The organism is Stenotrophomonas terrae (assembly GCF_001431465.1).
GTDB classification, from domain to species: domain Bacteria; phylum Pseudomonadota; class Gammaproteobacteria; order Xanthomonadales; family Xanthomonadaceae; genus Stenotrophomonas; species Stenotrophomonas terrae.
Genome location: NZ_LDJJ01000007.1, coordinates 91,923 through 110,956, shown reverse-complemented (window position 1 = coordinate 110,956; position 19,034 = coordinate 91,923). Strand labels below are relative to the sequence as shown.

The 19,034-nt window shown below is 65.0% G+C and carries 13 protein-coding genes and 1 pseudogene; 12 read left to right on the top strand and 2 right to left on the bottom strand.

Features of this window, described 5'->3' with window-relative positions:
* Nucleotides 1–82: 82 nt before the first annotated feature.
* On the bottom strand, nucleotides 83–925 hold the full coding sequence (gene asd, locus ABB27_RS02945; RefSeq protein WP_057626727.1) for an archaetidylserine decarboxylase: 843 nt from the start codon (nucleotides 923–925) through the stop codon (nucleotides 83–85).
* Complete coding sequence (locus tag ABB27_RS02940) at nucleotides 922–1,569, bottom strand: SCO family protein (RefSeq protein WP_057626726.1); 648 nt, start codon at nucleotides 1,567–1,569, stop codon at nucleotides 922–924. Before ABB27_RS02940 ends, asd begins: the two co-directional genes overlap by 4 nt.
* Before the next feature lie 214 nt (nucleotides 1,570–1,783).
* On the opposite strand from ABB27_RS02940, the gene prmB reads away from it, so the two are divergent.
* From prmB to ABB27_RS02880, 12 genes and pseudogenes are all read left to right on the top strand, one after another.
* The gene (gene prmB, locus ABB27_RS02935) at nucleotides 1,784–2,713 is read left to right on the top strand and encodes a 50S ribosomal protein L3 N(5)-glutamine methyltransferase (RefSeq protein ID WP_057626725.1); all 930 of its coding nucleotides are present in this window, start codon (nucleotides 1,784–1,786) and stop codon (nucleotides 2,711–2,713) included.
* Between the two features lie 74 nt (nucleotides 2,714–2,787).
* Nucleotides 2,788–3,885 (top strand): chorismate synthase, encoded by a 1,098-nt coding sequence (gene aroC / locus ABB27_RS02930; RefSeq protein ID WP_057626724.1) that lies wholly within the window; start codon nucleotides 2,788–2,790, stop codon nucleotides 3,883–3,885.
* Nucleotides 3,878–4,862: pseudogene (locus tag ABB27_RS02925) on the top strand (2-hydroxyacid dehydrogenase); the annotation flags it as partial. The gene aroC and the pseudogene ABB27_RS02925, both read left to right, overlap by 8 nt.
* Nucleotides 4,863–5,013: 151 nt before the next feature.
* Nucleotides 5,014–6,039, top strand: a complete 1,026-nt coding sequence (locus ABB27_RS02920; RefSeq protein WP_057626722.1) for an aspartate-semialdehyde dehydrogenase — start codon at nucleotides 5,014–5,016, stop codon at nucleotides 6,037–6,039.
* A 116-nt stretch (nucleotides 6,040–6,155) separates the two neighbouring features.
* Entirely contained in the window at nucleotides 6,156–8,036 is a 1,881-nt protein-coding gene (locus tag ABB27_RS02915) for a FimV/HubP family polar landmark protein (protein ID WP_152984408.1), read from the top strand.
* Nucleotides 8,037–8,050: 14 nt separating this feature from the next.
* Nucleotides 8,051–8,410, top strand: a complete 360-nt coding sequence (locus tag ABB27_RS02910; protein WP_057626737.1) for a VOC family protein — start codon at nucleotides 8,051–8,053, stop codon at nucleotides 8,408–8,410.
* 45 nt (nucleotides 8,411–8,455) lie between these two features.
* Entirely contained in the window at nucleotides 8,456–9,229 is a 774-nt protein-coding gene (truA, locus tag ABB27_RS02905) for a tRNA pseudouridine(38-40) synthase TruA (RefSeq protein ID WP_057626720.1), read from the top strand.
* Nucleotides 9,226–9,885, top strand: a complete 660-nt coding sequence (locus tag ABB27_RS02900; protein ID WP_057626719.1) for a phosphoribosylanthranilate isomerase — start codon at nucleotides 9,226–9,228, stop codon at nucleotides 9,883–9,885. The genes truA and ABB27_RS02900 overlap by 4 nt, the downstream gene beginning before the upstream one ends.
* Nucleotides 9,886–10,102: 217 nt before the next feature.
* On the top strand, nucleotides 10,103–10,795 hold the full coding sequence (locus ABB27_RS02895; RefSeq protein WP_057626718.1) for a hypothetical protein: 693 nt from the start codon (nucleotides 10,103–10,105) through the stop codon (nucleotides 10,793–10,795).
* Nucleotides 10,795–12,795 (top strand): flotillin family protein, encoded by a 2,001-nt coding sequence (locus ABB27_RS02890; protein ID WP_057626717.1) that lies wholly within the window; start codon nucleotides 10,795–10,797, stop codon nucleotides 12,793–12,795. Before ABB27_RS02895 ends, ABB27_RS02890 begins: the two co-directional genes overlap by 1 nt.
* Nucleotides 12,796–12,935: 140 nt before the next feature.
* A complete protein-coding gene (locus ABB27_RS02885) occupies nucleotides 12,936–18,302 on the top strand; it encodes a DNA repair ATPase (RefSeq protein WP_057626716.1) in 5,367 nt (1,788 codons plus the stop codon).
* Nucleotides 18,295–19,017, top strand: coding sequence for a hypothetical protein (locus ABB27_RS02880; protein WP_057626715.1), 723 nt, complete (start codon nucleotides 18,295–18,297; stop codon nucleotides 19,015–19,017). Before ABB27_RS02885 ends, ABB27_RS02880 begins: the two co-directional genes overlap by 8 nt.
* The last annotated feature ends 17 nt before the right edge of the window (nucleotides 19,018–19,034 follow it).

The following is a 19,034-nucleotide window of genomic DNA, read 5'->3' as shown; positions in this document are numbered from 1 at the left end:
ATCGGATTGCAGGAGCTCGGGTCACCGACGCTATCCCAGCTTCGCGGCTTACGCCGCTCCCACAATTACTGGGCCGGGGCTGTCAGCGCAGCTTCGCCAGCGGCTGGCCCAGCTGCACCGGGCTTTCGGCCTTCAATGACGGATCAAAATCGGCAACGCCCGGCGGCAGCAGCACGATCACGGTGGAGCCGTAGTTGAAACGCGCCATCTCGGCAAAGCGTTCCAGGGTGATGCCCTTGCCGCGCCAGTCCTTGCGGGTGATGCGGTCGCCGTAAGCGGGGATTTCCTCGCCACTCCACACTGTCTCCACGCCGCTGACCAGTAGGGCGCCGACCATCACCTGCACCATCGGCCCGAAATCGGTGTCGAAATGGCAGACCAGGCGTTCATTGCGGGCAAATAACCGTGGCACATTGGCCACCGCGTCGGTGCCTACGCTGAACAGGCGGCCGGGCACATGTACGGTCTCGCGCAGGGTGCCGGTCCAGGCCATGTGCACGCGGTGGTAGTCGCGCGGCGACAGATATACGGTCGCGAACAGACCATTGTTGAACGGCAGCGCATCGGCGGCATCGCCGAGCAGCTCGGCGGCGGTGAAGGACTGGCCCTTGGCCTGGAAGATGCGGCCATCTTCGATCGGCCCCAGCTGGCTGATGCGGCCGTCGGCCGGCATGGTCAGGGTGCGCGGATCGGCGGCCGGCACGCGTGCGCCCGGCTTCAAGGCGCGGGTGAAGAAGGCGTTGAAGCTGGGGTAGCTGCGCGGGTCCGGGTTGGCCGCTTCGCCAAGATTGACGTTGAACTTGCGCGACACGGTGTCGATCAGCCAGCGCGAGATGCGCGGGTTCTGCGAATAGGCCAGCGAGCGGGCCATTGACGACAGCAGGCGGTGCGGCAATACGTAGGTGAGGCGTGTAACCAGACTCATGGTGCGGATTTCTCGGTGAGCTTGATCAGGTCGCTGGCAATTGCCTGCGGGTTGAACGGGGGGCGCATCAGGCCGGCCAGGCGCCCCTGCGGGTCGAGCACGGCGATGCTGGCGGAGTGGTCCATGCTGTAGTCGTCGGGGTTCTGCTCGAAGTGCTTGCCCGGGGCTTTCTGGAACACCATGCCCAGCGAGGTGGCAAAACGCTCCAGCGACGGCACATCGGCGGTGGCGGCGATGGTGTCCTTGTGGAAGGCATGGGCGTACTCGCCCAGCCGCGCCGGGGTGTCACGCTCCGGGTCCACCGACACCAGCACCACGCGCGGGCGCAGGCTGTCGGGGATGGCCTCCCACTGCTTCTGGGCCTGGGCCAGCTCGGTCAGGGTGGTGGGGCAGACGTCCGGGCAGGAGGTGAAACCCAGGAATACCAGGGTCCAATGGCCGCGCAGCTCGCCGGGAATCAGGCGGGTGCCGTCGGATTGGGCCAGATCGAACTCCGGCAGGGTGCGCGGGGTGCCGTAGAACAGGATGCTGCTCGCCTCCTGGCTGCCCTTGGCGGACGGCCCGAAGACCTTCTGCGCCAACAACAGGCCCAGGCCGGCGGCCAGGGCAATGGCCAGGATGATGCCGGTATTTCGATTGAACATGAGCGCTGGCTTCCGTTCGGGTACTGCGGCTGGACGGGGCGTCAGCCGTGGGCGGGATACGGAGTGTAGGGGATTGCAGGCGTACACCCCGCCAATTTGACCGGTGTTTGGCCGCCGTTTGCGGGCCATTGCCGAAGTTTCGGCTGCAACTGGACAATCAATATACCGGTCAGGTGCCTATAATCGCAGACCTTTCAAGTATTTCCGTATTGCCATGACTGCCGAAGCGGCCGCTGAACTCCATACGATCGTCGATTTGATCCGCTACGGCGCAAGCCGTTTCAATGCTGCTGGCCTGAGCTTTGGCCACAGCTATGACAATGCCCTGGACGAGGCGACCCAGCTGACCCTGCACAGCCTGCACCTGCCACCGGACCTCGGCCCAGCCTATGGCACGGCGCGCGTGCTGCTGGAAGAACGGCAGCAGGTGCTGGCCTTGTTCCAGCGCCGCATCGATGAGCGTCAGCCGGCGGCCTACCTGACCGGTGAGGCCTGGTTCGCGGGCTTGAGCTTCAAGAGCGACGCCCGCGCGCTGGTGCCGCGTTCGCCGATCGCCGAGCTGATCCTCAATGGCTTCGAGCCGTGGCTGGCCGGCCGCGATGTCACCCGCGCGCTGGACCTGTGCACCGGCTCTGGCTGCATCGCCATCGCCATGGGCCACTACTACCCGAACTGGCAGGTGGACGGCAGCGACGTCAATGACGCCGCGCTGTCGCTGGCGGTGGAGAACAAGGAGCGCCTGCTCGCCCACAACGTCGAGCTGGTCAAGAGCGACCTGTTCGCCGGGCTGCAGGGCCGGGTCTACGACCTGATCGTCACCAACCCGCCGTACGTCACCAATGACGAGACCGACGCGCTGCCGAAGGAATACCAGCACGAGCCGGACCTGGCGCTGCGTGCCGGCGACGACGGCCTGGACCTGGTGTTGAAGATCCTGCGTGATGCGCCGGACCACTTGACCGAAGACGGCCTGCTGATCTGCGAAGTGGGCGATTCCGAACAGCACCTGATCAAGCTGCTGCCGGAGGTCTATATGTCCTGGATCGAGTTCAAGGTCGGGCAGATGGGTATCTTCGCTGTCGAAGCGGCCGAGCTGCGTGCACACCATGCGCGCATCGCCGAGTTGGCTGCCGCACGTCCCTGACTCACGCTTGTGCCGTCACTCCGCCCGGGCAGGGTGACGGCAACGGCCAGCGCAACCGCAAGAGCACAACGGCATTGAATACATTCGGACAACTCCTTCGCGTCACCACCTTCGGTGAATCCCACGGGCCGGCTATCGGCTGCGTGATCGATGGGTGTCCGCCCGGCCTGGAAATCTCGCCCGAAGAATTCGCCCACGACCTGCAGCGCCGCGCCACCGGCAAGAGCCGTCACACTTCGGCCCGCCGCGAGGCCGACGAGGTCGAGATCCTGTCCGGTGTGTACGAAGGCCGCACCACCGGCACGCCGATCGCGCTGCTGATCCGCAACACCGATCAGCGCAGCAAGGACTACAGCAACATCGCCCAGCAGTTCCGCCCGGGCCATGCCGACTACAGCTACTGGCAGAAGTACGGCATCCGCGATCCGCGCGGCGGTGGCCGTTCCTCGGCGCGCGAAACCACCATGCGCGTGGCTGCCGGCGTCGTCGCCAAGAAGTGGCTGCAGCAGCGTTACGGCGTGACCGTGCGCGGTTACCTGTCGCAGCTGGGCGAAATCACCCCGGCCGGTTTTGACTGGAGCGCGGTCGAAGAGAATCCTTTCTTCTGGCCCGATGCCAGCCAGGTGCCGGCGTTGGAAACGTATATGGATGCGCTGCGCAAGTCCGGTGATTCGGTCGGTGCGCGCGTGACCGTGGTTGCCGATGGTGTGCCGCCGGGTTGGGGCGAGCCGATCTACGGCAAGCTCGATGGCGATATTGCCGCCGCGCTGATGAGCATCAATGCGGTCAAGGGTGTGGAGATTGGTGACGGTTTTGCCAGCGCCGCGCAGAAGGGCACCGAGCACCGTGACCTGATCACCCTGCAGGGTTTCCAGTCCAACCATGCCGGCGGCATCCTCGGTGGTATTTCCACCGGTCAGCAGATCGTCGCGGCCATGGTGCTGAAGCCCACCTCCAGCCTGCGCCTGCCCGGTGCCACGGTGGATACCGCCGGCAACGCGGTCGATGTGATCACCACCGGTCGACACGATCCCTGTGTCGGCATCCGCGCCACCCCCATCGCCGAGGCGATGCTGGCCCTGGTGCTGATGGACCAGGCCATGCGCCACCGCGCCCAGTGCGGCGATGTTGGCGAAATGAGCCCGCGTATTCCCGGTCAGCTCGATGGCTGATCGGCGGCCCCGCGTCTGGGTATCGCAGCCCCTGTTCGACGATACCGTCGCGCAGTTGGCGGCGTACTGCGACGTGGTTGCCACCGAACAGGTCAGCGCCCACAGCGCGGCCGAGCTTGCCGCGCAGCTGGCCGATGTCGATGGCGCGCTGGTCACCCTCAACGACCGTATCGGCGCTGCGGAAATCGCCAATGCGCCGGCCTTGAAGATGATCGCCAATGTCGGCGTCGGCTATAACAATCTGGATATCGGTGCGCTGAGCGCGGCCGGCATTCTTGCCAGCAACACCCCCGATGTACTGACCGAAACCACCGCTGACCTCGGCTTCTCGTTGTTGATGGCGGCCGCACGCCGCATCGTCGAATCCGATCGTTGGCTGCGCGATGGCAACTGGGGGCAGTGGTCGTTCACCACCATGCTCGGTGCCGATCTGCATGGCAGCACCCTGGGCATCCTGGGCATGGGCCGCATCGGCCAGGCAATCGCCCGCCGTGGCCACCATGGCTTCGGCATGAAGGTGCTGTACCACAACCGTTCGCAGCTGCCCGCCGAGCAGGAGCAGGCGGTTGGTGCCCGTTACGTCGGCTTCGACGAACTGCTGGCCAACGTCGATCACCTGGTGCTGGTATTGCCGTATACCGCGCAGAATCACCACATCATCAACGCCGCCGCGCTGGCACAGATGAAGCCGAGCGCGACGCTGGTGAATATCGCCCGTGGCGGCATCGTCGATGAGCTGGCGCTGGCCGACGCGTTGGCCCATGGCCGGCTGGCATCGGCCGCACTGGACGTGTACGAGAACGAGCCGAACGTGCGCCCGGAGCTGCTGGCCCTGTGCAATATCGTGCTGACCCCGCATATCGGCAGTGCCTCGCTGGCCACGCGCCGGGCGATGGTGCAGGTGGCGGTGGACAACCTGCTGGCCGGCCTGGGCATTGGCCCGGATGCCGGCAAGCCGGCCAACGCCATCAATGCCGAGCTGCTCGGCAATGGCACCGCGCGCATTGCCGCGGCCGGCAAGAAAATTGGTGACAAAAAACGATAGGGAGCCTCCCAGGCCGTGTGCTGGAGGTTCCCCGAACCTGGCTCGATGTGTGTCTCCCCCCTCTTATTCTTTCGAGTATCTCCATGAGCAATGAAGCCCGTCGTTTCCATGTAGCCGTTGTTGGCGCCACCGGCGCTGTCGGCCAGACCATGCTGTCCATCCTGGCTGAGCGCAAGTTCCCGATCAGCAAGCTGACCCTGCTTGCCTCCGAGCGCTCAGCCGGCCAGCAGGTCGACTTTGAAGGCCAGAAGATCACCATCCAGGACCTGGCCACGTTTGAACCGGCCGGTGTCGAGATTGCGCTGTTCTCGGCTGGCGGCGGTATTTCGAAGGAGTTCGCACCCAAGTTCGCTGCTGCCGGCGCGGTGGTGATCGATAACTCGTCCACCTTCCGTTATGACGACGACGTGCCGCTGGTGGTGTCCGAGGTCAACCCGGAGGCGGCCAAGAACCGCCCGCGCGGCATCATCGCCAACCCGAACTGCTCGACCATGCAGCTGATGCCGGTGCTGGCGCCGATCCACCGCGAGTACGGTATCGAGCGCATCAACATCGCCACCTACCAGTCGGTGTCCGGCGCGGGCCAGACCGGCATGGAAGAGCTGGGCAAGCAGACCGCGCAGCTGCTGGGCTTCCAGGAGATCGAGCCGAGCAAGTTCCCGGTGCAGATCGCGTTCAACCTGATCCCGCATATCGATGAGTTCCTCGACAACGGCTTCACCAAGGAAGAAATGAAGCTGGTCTGGGAAACCCGCAAGATCCTCGGCGACGACAGCATCCTGGTGAACCCCACCGCGGTGCGCGTGCCGGTGTTCTACGGCCATTCCGAGGCGGTTAACATCGAGACGAAGAAGAAGATCAGCACCGAGCAGGCCCGCGAACTGCTGGCCGCAGCGCCGGGTGTGAAGGTGGTGGACGAGCGCAAGGCCGGTGGCTATCCGACCCCGGTCACCCATGCCTCGGGCACCGATCCGGTCTACGTCGGCCGCATCCGCGAGGACATCTCGCACCCGCGTGGCCTGAACATGTGGGTGGTGGCTGACAACATCCGCAAGGGCGCCGCATTGAACGCGGTGCAGGTCGCCGAACTGGTCGCCAACGGCGGCTGATGCTCCCCACGACGCCGGCTTGATGCCGGCGTCGTCGCATCTGGGCGGTACAGCGGTATTCGAAAGCCGGGCCAGCCGTTATATTGGCCGCCATGAATCTATGGGGCAGGGGCGCGATGCGCTCAATACAAGGCGTGCTGGTCCTCGGCCTGGCGCTGTTCAGTAGCGCAGCGATGGCATTGGGGCTGGGCAATATCCGCGTCCTGTCCAAGCCGGGCCAGCCGTTGTTGGCTGAGATTCCGGTCATCACCAGTGATCCGGGCGAATTGGACAATGCCAAGGCCGGTCTGGCCTCGGCGGCTACCTTCGAACGTGTTGGCTTGGCGGCACCGACTGGGCTGGTCGGAGAACTGCAATTCCAGTTTGCGCAGGACCGCGATGGGCGCGCAGTGATCCGTGTCACCAGCGCACAGCCGGTGCAGGTGGCGTCGGTGGGCTTCCTGATCGAAGTGGATTGGGGCCAGGGCCGCCTGGTGCGTGAGTACTCCGCCTTGGTTGCCGCGCCGGAGGCCGCAACCGTGGTCGCCGAGCCGATGATCGAAGCGCCGGCCGCGGCACAGTCCAATCTGATCGTGCGCGAGCCGCAACAGCAGCCCGAACAACTACCCGAACAACTGCCAGAAGCGCCGCCAGCGGCTGTACCGCGTGCAGCGCCGGCAGCGGCACAACCGGCGCCGGTAGCGTCGGCGCCACGCTCCGCGCCGGTGATGCAGGCTGACGGCCAGCTGGCGCCGGTACAACGCGGGCAGAGCCTGTCGCAGATTGCCCGTGAGTTGTCGCGTGACAGTGGTGCCTCGTTGAACCAGACCATGGTCGCGCTGATGCGCGCCAATCCGGACGCCTTCATCCGCGGCAACATCAATCTGCTCAAGCAGGGCGCGGTGCTGCGTACGCCGGCGCAGGAAGAACTGGCACGGGTAGATGCCGCCGAGGCGCGCGCCATCGTGCGTGACCAGACCGCACAGTGGCGGCAGGCTCGCGCGCCGATTCCGCAGCCGGCGGTGGCGGATGCGGCAGCAGCTGCGCCTGCCGCAGCCGCACGCCCGGCCGCAATCGAGGCAGGCGCAAGTGGCGCACGCTTGGAAATCGCCCCGGCCGTGGCCGGTGCGCAACAGACCGCAGGAATGACGACCGGCCTCGATGCCGGTGGCGAGGGTGACATGTTGGCCAACGAACAGCTGCAGCAAGCCAAGGAAGAACTGGCCACGCGTGATGCGGAACTGCAGGAGCTGCGCGATCGCGTTGGCGAACTGGAAAAGCTGCAGAAGCAACAGCAGACGCTGATTGCGATGAAGGATTCGGACCTGGCTGCTGCCCAGCAGCGGCTGGGCGAGGCGGCCAAGCGCGATGGCGCAGGCTCGTTTGGCTGGGTGTGGCTGGGTTTGGCGCTGGTGCTGCTGGGCGCGCTTGGCTGGTGGCTGAGCCGCCGCCGCAAGCCGTTGCCGCCGGCACCGCGCAGCGATTCGGTGGCGGAAAATCTCGCCGCGACGATGCCGGTGATGGGCGCTCCAGCCGTGCAGGCGCCGTGGGAGACCGAGGCCGCTGAGGAAGTCGCCGAGCTGGTCGAACCACATGCCCTGGCGGAAGACATGGCGCCCGAGCCGCCGCCGCAAGCCTATGAAGAACCGATGCCGGCCTGGCTCAAGGCCAGCCCGCCGCCACGTGTCGAACCGGTCGTCCCGGTTGTCGCGCCCAAGGTCGAGCACAAGCCGGTGCTGTTGTTCGAAGCGTCGCGTCAGAACACTGTTGTGCCCGAGCCGACCGTAGCAAGGCCTGAGCCGGCCGCAGCGGAAGAGGCCAGCTGGTTGGCCGGTGACATGGCCGCAGTTACCCCGTTGAATCCGGCGCCCGCCGGCCGCGAGCGGCTGGAACTGGCCATTGCCTACCTGGACCTGGGTGATGCCGAAACCGCGCGCACCCTGCTCAATGAAGTGGCCGCCAGCGCAGATCCGCTGGCGCGCAACGAAGCACTGGAACTACTTGGCCGCATGGCCTGATGGAGACTGCGAAGATGAAGCGTGAGCGCCGGATCGACTATGTGGAATTCGCCTCGCGTGACCCTGCGGCCAGCCGCCGGTTCTTCGAGCAGGTCTTTGGCTGGCAGTTTGAAGACTATGGCCCCGACTACACCGCGTTTGACGATGGTGAGCTGCAGGGCGGGTTCTTCCGTGCTACGCCGCTGACCGCAAGCGCTGGCGCACCGTTGATCGTGTTGTATGCCGCACAGCTGGAGCCTGTGCTTGCCGTGGTTGCCGCAAATGGCGGCGACGTGATCAAGCCGATCTTCAGCTTCCCCGGTGGTCGCCGCTTCCAGTTCATCGAGCCCGGTGGCAATGAACTGGCCGTATGGTCCGAGCGCGACCACGACTGAGTGGTTGACGGACTCAGCGGCACCCACAAACCAAGAGGTTCAAACATGCGTTACGCGCTGGGCGTGGAATACGACGGCAGCGAGTTCAAGGGCTGGCAGCAGCTCGGTGAGAGCGGCTGCGCCAGTGTCCAGGCTACCTTGCAGGACGCATTGTCCTCGGTAGCCGACGCCCCGATCAGCGTGGTCTGCGCAGGGCGTACCGACGCTGGCGTTCACGGCGAATGCCAGGTGGTGCACTTTGACAGTGATGTTGAGCGTAGCCCGCGCGGCTGGGTGCTGGGCACCACCACGCGGCTGCCTCCCTCGGTCTGCGTACGCTGGTGTGTGCCGGTGGTTGACGATTTCCATGCCCGGTTTTCGGCCAAGGCACGGCGCTATCGCTATCGCATCCTCAACCGCCAGGTGCGGCCGGCGCTGTACCGGCAGATCCTGAGCTGGGAGCGGCGTCCGCTGGATGCCGATGCGATGCACCGGGCCGCGCAGGCCCTGCTGGGCGAAAACGACTTCGGTGCCTTCCGCAGTGCACAGTGCCAGGCCCTGCATGCGCGCCGCGAGCTGCAGTCCATTGCCGTCCATCGGCAGGGCGAGGTGGTCGAGGTCGAGGTCCAGGCCAATGCCTTCCTGCATCACATGGTGCGCAACATCGTTGGCTCGCTGCTGATGGTGGGAGCGGGGGAGAAGCCTGAAAGCTGGATCGGGGAGTTGCTGGCAGGTCGTGATCGCAATCTGGCCGGTCCAACTGCGCCGCCGCAGGGTCTGGTATTCGTCGGTCCGCTGTATGCTTGCAGCTGGAAACTGCCGGACGAGGTGACACTGTGAGCCGTACGCTGTTTCGTACCCGCATCAAGTTCTGCGGCATGACCCGTGCTGGTGACATCCGTCTTGCCAGCGAGTTGGGCGTGGATGCCATTGGTTTCATCTTTGCCAAAGGCAGTGCGCGCCGGGTGGCGCCCTCCGAGGCGCGAGCGATGCGTCAGGCAATTCCACCCATGGTCGAGGTTGTGGCCTTGTTCCAGCAGAACAATCGCGAGGAAGTGCGTGAGGTGTTGCGCGCGGTGCGGCCGACCCTGCTGCAGTTCCATGGCGACGAGGACGATGCGTTCTGCCGCAGTTTCAACATGCCTTATCTGAAGGCGATCGCGATGGGCGGGCGCACCGAGGTCACCGCGCGTGGTTTGCAGCAGATGTACCCGCATGCCGCCGGTTTTCTGTTCGACAGCCATGTGGCCGGGGGCAGTGGCGGTACCGGCGTGGCCTTCGACTGGTCGCAGATTCCGCCCGGCGTACACCGTCCCTATCTATTGGCCGGCGGTATCCGCCCGGAAAATGTGCACGACGCTATTCTGGCCACCCAGCCCTGGGGCGTGGATGTGTCCAGTGGCATCGAGGCGGCGCCCGGGCTCAAGGACGGCTACAAGATGCGCCAGTTCGTGGAAGAGGTGCGTCGCGCCGATACCCAGCCGGAGCAGGACTGAATACGCCTGTTCGTCGTATTTGCGCGTTGCAGACGCTGTCAGCGCGACGCGCGGCACTATTTGGGACGTTGCCGGCCGGTCATGTCATGGCTGATTCCCTTATGATGGGGATCTCGGCGACAAGCACGGATGCCTGCGGGTCGGGGGTGTAACTGCACCGGCCTCAGGGCTGGGGCGGATCCCGCAAAGGCAGCTGGGCGCCACAAGGAAAGTGTGCATGGCGGAGTTTCTGGAAGTAGCGCTATCGTTTCCGACGTTGCCTTACAGCGTCGTGCTTTGCTTTGCGGTCATCTACTGGATGCTTGCCGCCACTGGCATTATTGACGAAGACGGCGGCATCGGCAGTGGCGATGGGGCCGATTTTCATTCCCATGGCGGCGAGCACGGTGCCAGCGGTATCTCCGCGATGTTTGCCCGGCTCGGGCTCGGCGGTGCGCCGACCATGCTGGTGGTGCTGCTGCTGGCCTTCTTCGGCTGGACCATCACCTATCTGGTGCAACTCTTTTTCCTGCAGTCCTTGCCGGCCGTATTGCGTTGGGGCATCGGCAGTGCGGTGGCGGTTGCGGCGTTGGTTCCCGGTGCGGTGGTCTCGGCCTGGGTATTGCGGCCGATTCGCCGGTTGCTGCTCAAGCTGCGCCCGGTGGCCCAGGAATCCATTCTCGGCCGGGTGGCGCAGATCACCTCGCCGGAAGTCACCGCCGAGCAGGGCTATGCGAGCTTTGATGACGGCGGCGCCGGCTTGATCCTGCATGTGCGCATGCGTGATGGCAGCCGGCTTGTGCGCGGCCAACGAGTAAGGTTGGTGGAATACCTGCACGACAAGAATCACTACCTGGTGGTCGCCGACAGCGACCTGCCGGGTCTGGACGTTTTTCCCTCTGATGTATCAGGCGACAAGGAGATCCACTGATGAGTACTGCTGCGCTGGCCCCTTTTATTATCGGGGTAGTTGCCCTGCTGGTTTTTTTCCTTGGCCTGGCCGGTTTGTTCAAGGCGTTCTATAAAAAGGTCGATCAGGGCACTGCGCTGATCGTCAACGACATGAGTGCGCAGCCCAAGGTCCACTTCACCGGTGCGCTGATCATCCCGGTGCTGTACCGCGCCGAGCATATGAAGATCAGCCTGATCACCCTGCAGGTGGACCGCCGTGGCAAGGAAGGCCTGATCTGCCGCGACAACATGCGTGCGGACATCGCCGTGGCCTTCTATCTGCGGGTCAATGAAACCCAGGCCGACGTGCTGCGCGTGGCCAAGGCCATTGGCGCCGACCGTGCCTCGGACAAGAACGCGGTGGATGACCTGTTCAATGCCAAGTTCTCCGAAGCACTGAAGACCGTTGGCAAGAAGTTCGATTTCACCCAGTTGTTCGAAAAGCGCCAGGAATTCCGCGACGAGATCATCGCGGTGATCGGCAATGACCTCAATGGCTATGCGCTGGAAGACGTGGCCATCGATTACCTGGAGCAGACCCCCAAGTCGCTGCTGGATCCAAGCAATATTCTTGATGCCGAAGGCATCCGCAAGATCACCGAACTGACCGCCGCGCAGAACGTGATCACCAACGAACTGGCGCAGAACGAGCGCCTGGCCATCACCAAGAAGAACGTCGAAGCCAAGGAAGCCACGCTGGCGCTGGAACGCCAGCAGGCCGAGGCTGAAGCCCGCCAGCGCCGCGAGGTGGATACCATCCGTGCCCGCGAACAGGCTGAAACCCTGAAGGTGCAGGAAGAACAGCGTCAGCTTTCCGAGAACGCGCGCATCGAAGCGCAGCAGCTGATCGACATCCGCGACCAGAACCGCCTGCGTGAAGTGGAAGTGGCCGAGCAGAACCGCCAGCGTGCCGTTGCCATCGAAATAGAGCGGGTCACGCGTGCGCGCCAGCTGGAGCAGGTCACCACGGATCGCGAAGTGCAGCTGCAGGGCGTGGAGCGTGACAAGGTGGTCGAGCAGGGCCGGATGGATGTGGCCAACATCACCCGCGAGCGCATTTCCATCGACAAGACCGTGGCGCAGGAAGAAGAGCGGATCAAGGAAGTGCGGCAGGTGTCCGAGGCCGACCGCCTCAAGCAGGTCGCCATCCTGGAAGCCGAAGCCGAGGCACAGGAAGCCATGCTCAAGCAGGTCAAGGAAGCCGAGGCCAGCGAAGCGGCGGCCAAGCACCGTGCGGTGGAGATCACCACGCTGGCACAGGCCGAGTTCGATGCCGCCGGCAAGCAGGCCGAAGCCAAGAAGGCGCTGGCCGAAGGTCTGCGTGCCGAGCGTGCGGCGCCCGGCCTGGCCGATGCGCAGGTCAAGGAAGCCGGTGCGCTGGCGATCGAAAAGGTCGGTATTGCCGAAGCCCGTGTGGTCGATGCAATGGCCGATGCCAACCTGAAGCAGGGCACCGCCGAAGCCAAGGTATTGGCCGAGCAGCTGGCTGCGCGCGCCCAGGGCGAGGAGCAGATGGGCCGTGCCAAGGCTTCTGCCACCGAAACGTTGGGCGTGGCCGAAGCCACGGTCATCGAGAAGAAGCTGTTTGCCGAGGCGGATGGTTTGACCCGCAAGTTCCAGGCCATCGATTCGCTGGGCGACACTGCCCGCGGCCATGAGGAATTCCGCATGACCCTGGAAACCGGTCTGCGCCAGGCATTGGCCACCATCGATGCCGGCAAGGAAGTGACCAAGGAAAACGCCGAGGTCATTGCCAGCGCGCTGCGCAACGCCAAGATCGACATGGTTGGCGGCGACGGTGGCATGTTCGAGAACCTGATCAAGGCGGTGTCGCTGGGCAAGTCGATTGAAGGCCTGACCGACAAGAGCCCGATCGTGCAGGACCTGATGCAGCGCTATCTGGGCGTGGACATGTCCGCGCGTGGCCTGCCGTCGCGTCGCGGCACCGATGCGCCGGTGGTGCAGTCGGACGCAGGCTGAGCGAAAACGCGCCCTGTGCGGTTGCACCGCGCAGGGTGTGGGCGCGCCGCATGGCCTGGGCCGGCGGCATACGAGGATGAAGGCGTCAGCGGCATCGCCCCGAGGGCGATGCCTGCCGACGTCGGAGCAGGGAACAAGCGATGGCCGATATGAACCAGGACGCAGCTGCTGCCGCGCAGGCCGGCACTCTCGCCGACCAGGCGGTCGCGCAGGGTGGCGCCTATGAGGTGCTGCGCAAGCGGCTGAGCGATCAGGGTGCACGCCTGCGGCAGGTGGTGGACGCACTCAACCAGCGCCGCCTGCAGGAATTCGGCGACAGCCGGATGGAAGTGATCGGGCGTTTCCGTATCCGCAGTGAGAACAACTGCGTCGGCCGCGACGTGGTGCAGGTGGGTGATGACCTGCTGCTGTTCGGCTACAACGTCTTCATCGGCCTGAAAACGCAGACCCGGGTGGAGGATGTGTTCGGGCTGTACCGGCTGGTGGAAGGTGCCGAGGGCTATGACGTCAACCCGGTCGACCTGAAGACCAGCTTCCTCGCCCAGCCCGGCTTCGTCCATGATTTCGGCGAGCTGTACGCCTATTACAAGAATGCGCGCCTGCTGCAGCTGATCGTGCGCGACGGCAAGTTGCTGGCCGCGTTCCAGATCGGCGAGCGCAGCAGCGACGTGCGCGTGTTCCGCTGGGCGATGGCGCCCAGCGGCGAGCTGACCTATATCGATGCGCGCGGTGAGCGCGACATCGCGCTGCCACCGCCGTTCGACTTCGAATGGACCCGCGCCGGCCGCGACATGATGATCAGCGGGCGTTTCCCGCATCTGAACATCCTCGACACGATCTTCGTCGAGACCACCGGTGGCGACCTGACCATCAAGGTCGAGAACAACACCGAGACCGGCCAGGGTGTGTACAGCGAGCCGGTCGAGGACAGTACCCAGTCCGTTGACGACGCCACCATCGATTTTGCCAAGGTGGGCTCGCTGATCCTGCTGAAGATTCTCCCGTATCAGGAGAGCACCTGGCGTGGTCTGATCTACAACACACTGACCGGCAAGGTGGTGCGCAACGACGCCATCGTCCAGGCCTGCGTGCAGCTGCCCGATGACCACGGCGTCATCTTCCCCGGCGGCTATTACCTGCAGAGTGGCGAGCACAAGGCCTTCGACGCCTCGATGCAGGGCATGCGCTACAAGCGCTCGATCCGCTCGCCCAACGGCGAAGACATGCTGTACATCTTCTACGAGCGTGAGGCTGGCAAGTCGGCGCTGTTCGTCTACAACAGCATCCAGCGGGTGCTGCAGAATCCGGTGTTCGGCCTGGGCTATGCCTTCATGCGCGATGGCCGCATGGTGCTGTTCAATGCCGAGAACGAAGAGCCCACCCGCGTCCATCCGATGCAGGTCTGGCAGACGCCGTTCAGCAGCGATGAATTCGCCGCACACACGCCCACCGGCACCAGTTTCATGGCCCGTATCGGCAATGCCGAGCTGGTGCGTGGCATCTCCAATCTGCTGGACCTTGGCCGCGAGATCGACAGCCGTGAGGTCTCGTTGCCGCGTTACGAGCTGCTGACCCACAACGCGCGTCGCCTGTTCGACACACACCACTGGTTGGATGATGCGAACTGTGATGGTGCCGCCACGCTGCTGCGCGAGATCAGCGCGACCGGCGAGTCGATGCTCGACGAATACGAGAAAGTGGAGAGCATCCGCAAGCAGTCGGCGCAGGCAATGGCCGAGGTCACCAGCGCGCACAAGCTGCTGCTGGGGCGCCTACAGCCACAGAACTGGTCAAAGATTGGCGAATTCGTCGAATCGCTCGGTGATATCGGCAAGCTGCGTGGCCGCCTGCTGACCGTGCGCGACTTCCGCTATGTGGACGTCGCCGCCATCGATGCGATGAATGCATCGCTGCAGGAGGCGCACGACCGCGTCGGTGCGGCGGCGGGCGAATTCCTTGGCAGCGAAAAATCGCTGCAGCCCTTTGCCGAACGTCTGCAGGAGCTGGACGCCGCCGCGCAGGTTGCGCAGACCGCAAAGCAGTTGTCCGAGCAGATCGCGCAGATGCAGGTGATGTCGGCCGACCTGGACATGCTGTCCGAGCTGATGGCCAGCCTCAAGGTCGACGATGCCGCGCAGCGCACGCGCGTGGTGGAAGCCATTTCCACGATATATGCCAAGCTCAACCAGGCGCGTGCACGCGCAGATCAGCGTCGCCGTTCGCTGGGCTCGGCCGAAGCGGTGGCCCAGTTCGGTGCGCAGTTCTCGTTGTTCAGTCAGGCCATCACCAGCGCCCTGGGCCTGGCTACCGATCCGGAGCGGGCCGACGAGCAGCTGTCGCGGCTGATGGTGCAGCTGGAAGAGCTGGAGAGCCAATTCGGCGAACACGAACAGTTTCTCGGCGACATCCTCAACAAGCGCGAGGAGCTGCTCGATACCTTCGAGTCGCACAAGCAGACTCTGTTGGATGCCCGTCAGCGCAAGGCGCAGTCGGTGCTGGATGCGGCCAACCGCATTCTTGATGGCCTGGCCAAACGTACCGAGCGCTTCACCACCGTCGACGAGCTCAATGCGTTCTTCGCCGGTGACCCGCTGATCCTGAAGCTGCGTGAGCTGGCCGATCGTCTGCGTGACTACAAGGACAGCGTCAAGGCCGATGACGTGGAAGCGCGGCTCAAGGGCGTGCGTGACCAGGCGGTGCGGGCGCTGCGCGACCGCAGTGATCTGTTCGAGGGCGGTGGCAACATCATCCGTCTGGGCCGCCACCGTTTCAGCGTCAACACCCAGCCGCTGGACCTGACCATCCTGCCGCGCGGCGATGGCTTGGCTGTGCACTTGACCGGTACCGACTACTACGAGTCCATCGTCGACCCGGAGCTGGAGGAACTGCGCGACTACTGGCCGGTGACGCTGGATTCGGAAGCGCCGGCACTGTATCGCGGCGAATACCTGGCAGGCTTGATCCTGGACGCGGCAATCAACGGACGCGACGGGTTGAGCGTGGAGCTGCTGCTGCGCGATGCCGCACAGGCCGAGGTATTGGGCAAGCGGGTAAGCGACTTCGCTGCGCCGCGCTATCGCGAAGGCTATGAAAAGGGCATCCACGATCACGACGCCAGCCTGATCCTGCAGGCGCTGTTGCCGCTGTACCAGGCCGGCGGCTCGCTGGTGCATGGCGCAGGCCCGCGCGCGTTAGCGCTGCTGTTCTGGGCGCGTGAAGGCAAGCGCGAGGAAGTGAGCCAATGGATCGAACGCGCTGCCGGCGCGTTTGCCATCGCCCGGCTGTTCAATGTGCGCGACGGTCTTGAAGCCTTGCGCGCTGAAATCGCGCTCGCCTTGGCGGCATTCCAACAGGAGCAGAAGCTGCCGTTCGACACCGGCATGCCGGCATTGGCGGCCGAATACCTGTTGGCCGAGCTCGCCGCCGGCGAACCGACCTTCGCCTTCAGTGGTTACGCCCGGCAGTTGCTGACAGGCCTGCGCGAGCAGCTGCAAGCGGCCGGCCAGGCCGATGCCTTCGACCGCAGCATGCAGCGCTTGAACACGCGCCTGGCCCTGCAATGGGCGCAGGCCGTGCAATGGCTGCAAGCCATGTGTGGACAGCCGAAGTTCGCTGCCATGTGCGGCTACGTGCCCGAAGCGGCGGCAATGTTGCTGGGCGAACGTGCGCTGCGCAGCCAGGTGCGCGAGGTGACCTTGATTGCCGACATCGGCGGCCTGCTCGGTGAACATCCGCGCATTGCCCAGGGCCACCTGCAGCTGGCGGTGGATGATTTCCTGCAGCGCTGGCAGTCGCATCGCCGCCAGTTCCAGCCCGGATTCGAGCGCTACCAGGCCTTGCGCCATCGCATCAGTGCGCGTGAGCGCGATGCTCTGCGCTTGAGTGAATTCCAGGCGCGTCCGCTCAGCTCGTTCGTACGCAACAAGCTGATCAACGACGTCTACCTGCCCATCATCGGCGACAACCTCGCCAAGCAGATGGGCACGGTGGGCGAGAACAAGCGCAGCGACCTGATGGGTCTGCTGATGATGATCAGCCCGCCCGGCTACGGCAAAACCACCTTGATGGAATACGTGGCCAATCGCCTGGGCCTGGTCTTCATGAAGATCAACGGTCCGGCGCTCGGCCATGAGGTGCGCTCGCTGGACCCGGAGCAGGCGCCGGACGCCACCTCGCGGCAGGAGCTGCACAAGCTCAACCTGGCGCTGGAGATGGGCAACAACACCATGCTGTATGTCGATGACATCCAGCACACCCATCCGGAGTTCCTGCAGAAGTTCATCTCGCTGTGCGATGGCACCCGCCGCATTGAAGGTGTCTGGAAGGGGCGCACCAAGACCTATGACCTGCGCGGCAAGAAGTTCTGCGTGGTGATGGCGGGCAACCCGTATACCGAGTCCGGTGAAGTGTTCAAGGTGCCGGACATGCTGGCCAACCGTGCCGACATCTACAACCTGGGCGACGTGCTGGGTGGCATGGATGAGGCCTTCAAGCTCAGCTACATCGAGAACAGCCTGACTTCCAGCCAGGTGCTGGCGCCGATGGCGACCCGCGACCTGGCCGATCTCTACCTGCTGGTCGACAAGGCCGCGGGCAAGGAGGTGTCCACCAACACGCTCAGCCATGCCTACAGCGGCGCGGAGATCAACGAGATCGTCGCCACCCTGCAGCGTTTGATGCAGGTCCGCGATGTGGTCTACCGGGTCAACCAGCAGTACATCGCCAGTGCCGCGCAGGCCGACAAATACCGCGTCGAACCGCCGTTCCGGTTGCAGGGCAGCTACCGCAACATGAACAAGCTGTCGGAAAAGATTTCGCCGGTGATGAATGCCGCCGAGCTGCAGCAGCTGGTGTCCGACCACTACCTGGGTGAGTCACAGCTGCTGACCAGCGGCTCGGAGGAAAACCTGCTCAAGCTCGGCGAACTACGTGAGGTGCTGGATGCACAGCAGCTGGCACGCTGGGAGCAGATCAAGCGCGACTTCATGCGCGACAAGGCCATGGGTGGCGACGACGCCGACACCGGTGCGCGGGTAGTGGCGCAGCTGGCCGATATCGCCAGCGGGCTGCAGGGATTGCGGGTTGATGAGCCGGTGGCGGTTGCACCGGTGGTCGAGCAGGCTGAGGCACCGTGGGAGCAGATTCTTGCCTTGCTGCAGGCCCTTGCCGACCGTCCTGCCGCGGTGGTGACGCCGCCAGCGGCGCCGGTCGCTGCGCCCGTCGCGGCAGCGCCGGCACAGGATCTGACGCCGTTGTTGCAGGCCTTGGCCGCAGGGCATCAGCGCGAAGGGCAGATTGGTGACGCGCTGGCCGGTTTGGCTGCGCAGTTGCAGGAGTGGCTGTCCAAGGACAGTGGCAGCAGCAAGCCGGCGCCACGCGTACGACGCGCCCGCACGCCCGAAGAAAAGGCGCTGGATGAAGCCTTGATGCGCCATTTCTACGGCGGCAATGTGGTGGTGCCAGGGCAGCAGGGTAGTCGTGGGAACGACGTTGCCGACGATGCCTGATCCGACACCACCGTTGTTGCCGGCACCGCCGCAGCCGGCGCTGCAGGCTGACGATGCCTTGGCCGTTGCCGGCTACGGGGCGCCGCTGCTGCTGGCGGTGGAACGCCTGCTCGCCGCGCCGGCGGCCACAGGCGCAGCGCAGCGGCTGGTGGCGGAGATGGACAATATCCGCCTGGCGATGTCGGCGCGCGATGCGCGGCAGATCCGTCGTTCGGCCGGCTTGTTCGGCCGCCTGCTTGGCCGCGATGTCGAGGCGCAGCTGCAGGCAGAGCAGTTGGCACGCCAGCTGGATATCTGCCTGCTGCGCGCCGATGGCAGCGTGCAGGCGCTGCAGCAGGAGCTTGCCCAACACCTGCTGCAACTTGCGCACGTGGAAGCGGCAGTGGCCGCCATCGATGACTGGGCCGCAGCTGGCGAAGCGGTCCCGGCACCCGCCGATGCGTTGGCGCGGGCGGCCCTGCAGCGGCGGCTGCAGCATCTGCGCGGACTGGCGCGGCTGCGCCAGACCGAGGCCGCGCAGTTGCACCTGTTGCACGCCCAGGCGGTGGAACTGATCGAACGTTACCAGCGCATCCGTGACGTGCTGTTGCCACTGTGGCGGCAGCAGTTGCTGGCGACCCAGGCGGCGCGGATGCCGGCTACGCTGGCGCAGGCGGCCGACGCACAGGCGCGGATCCTCGACGAGGTGACGGCCATGCAGGCTAGACTGCGCTGAGAACCACCCTGCACATG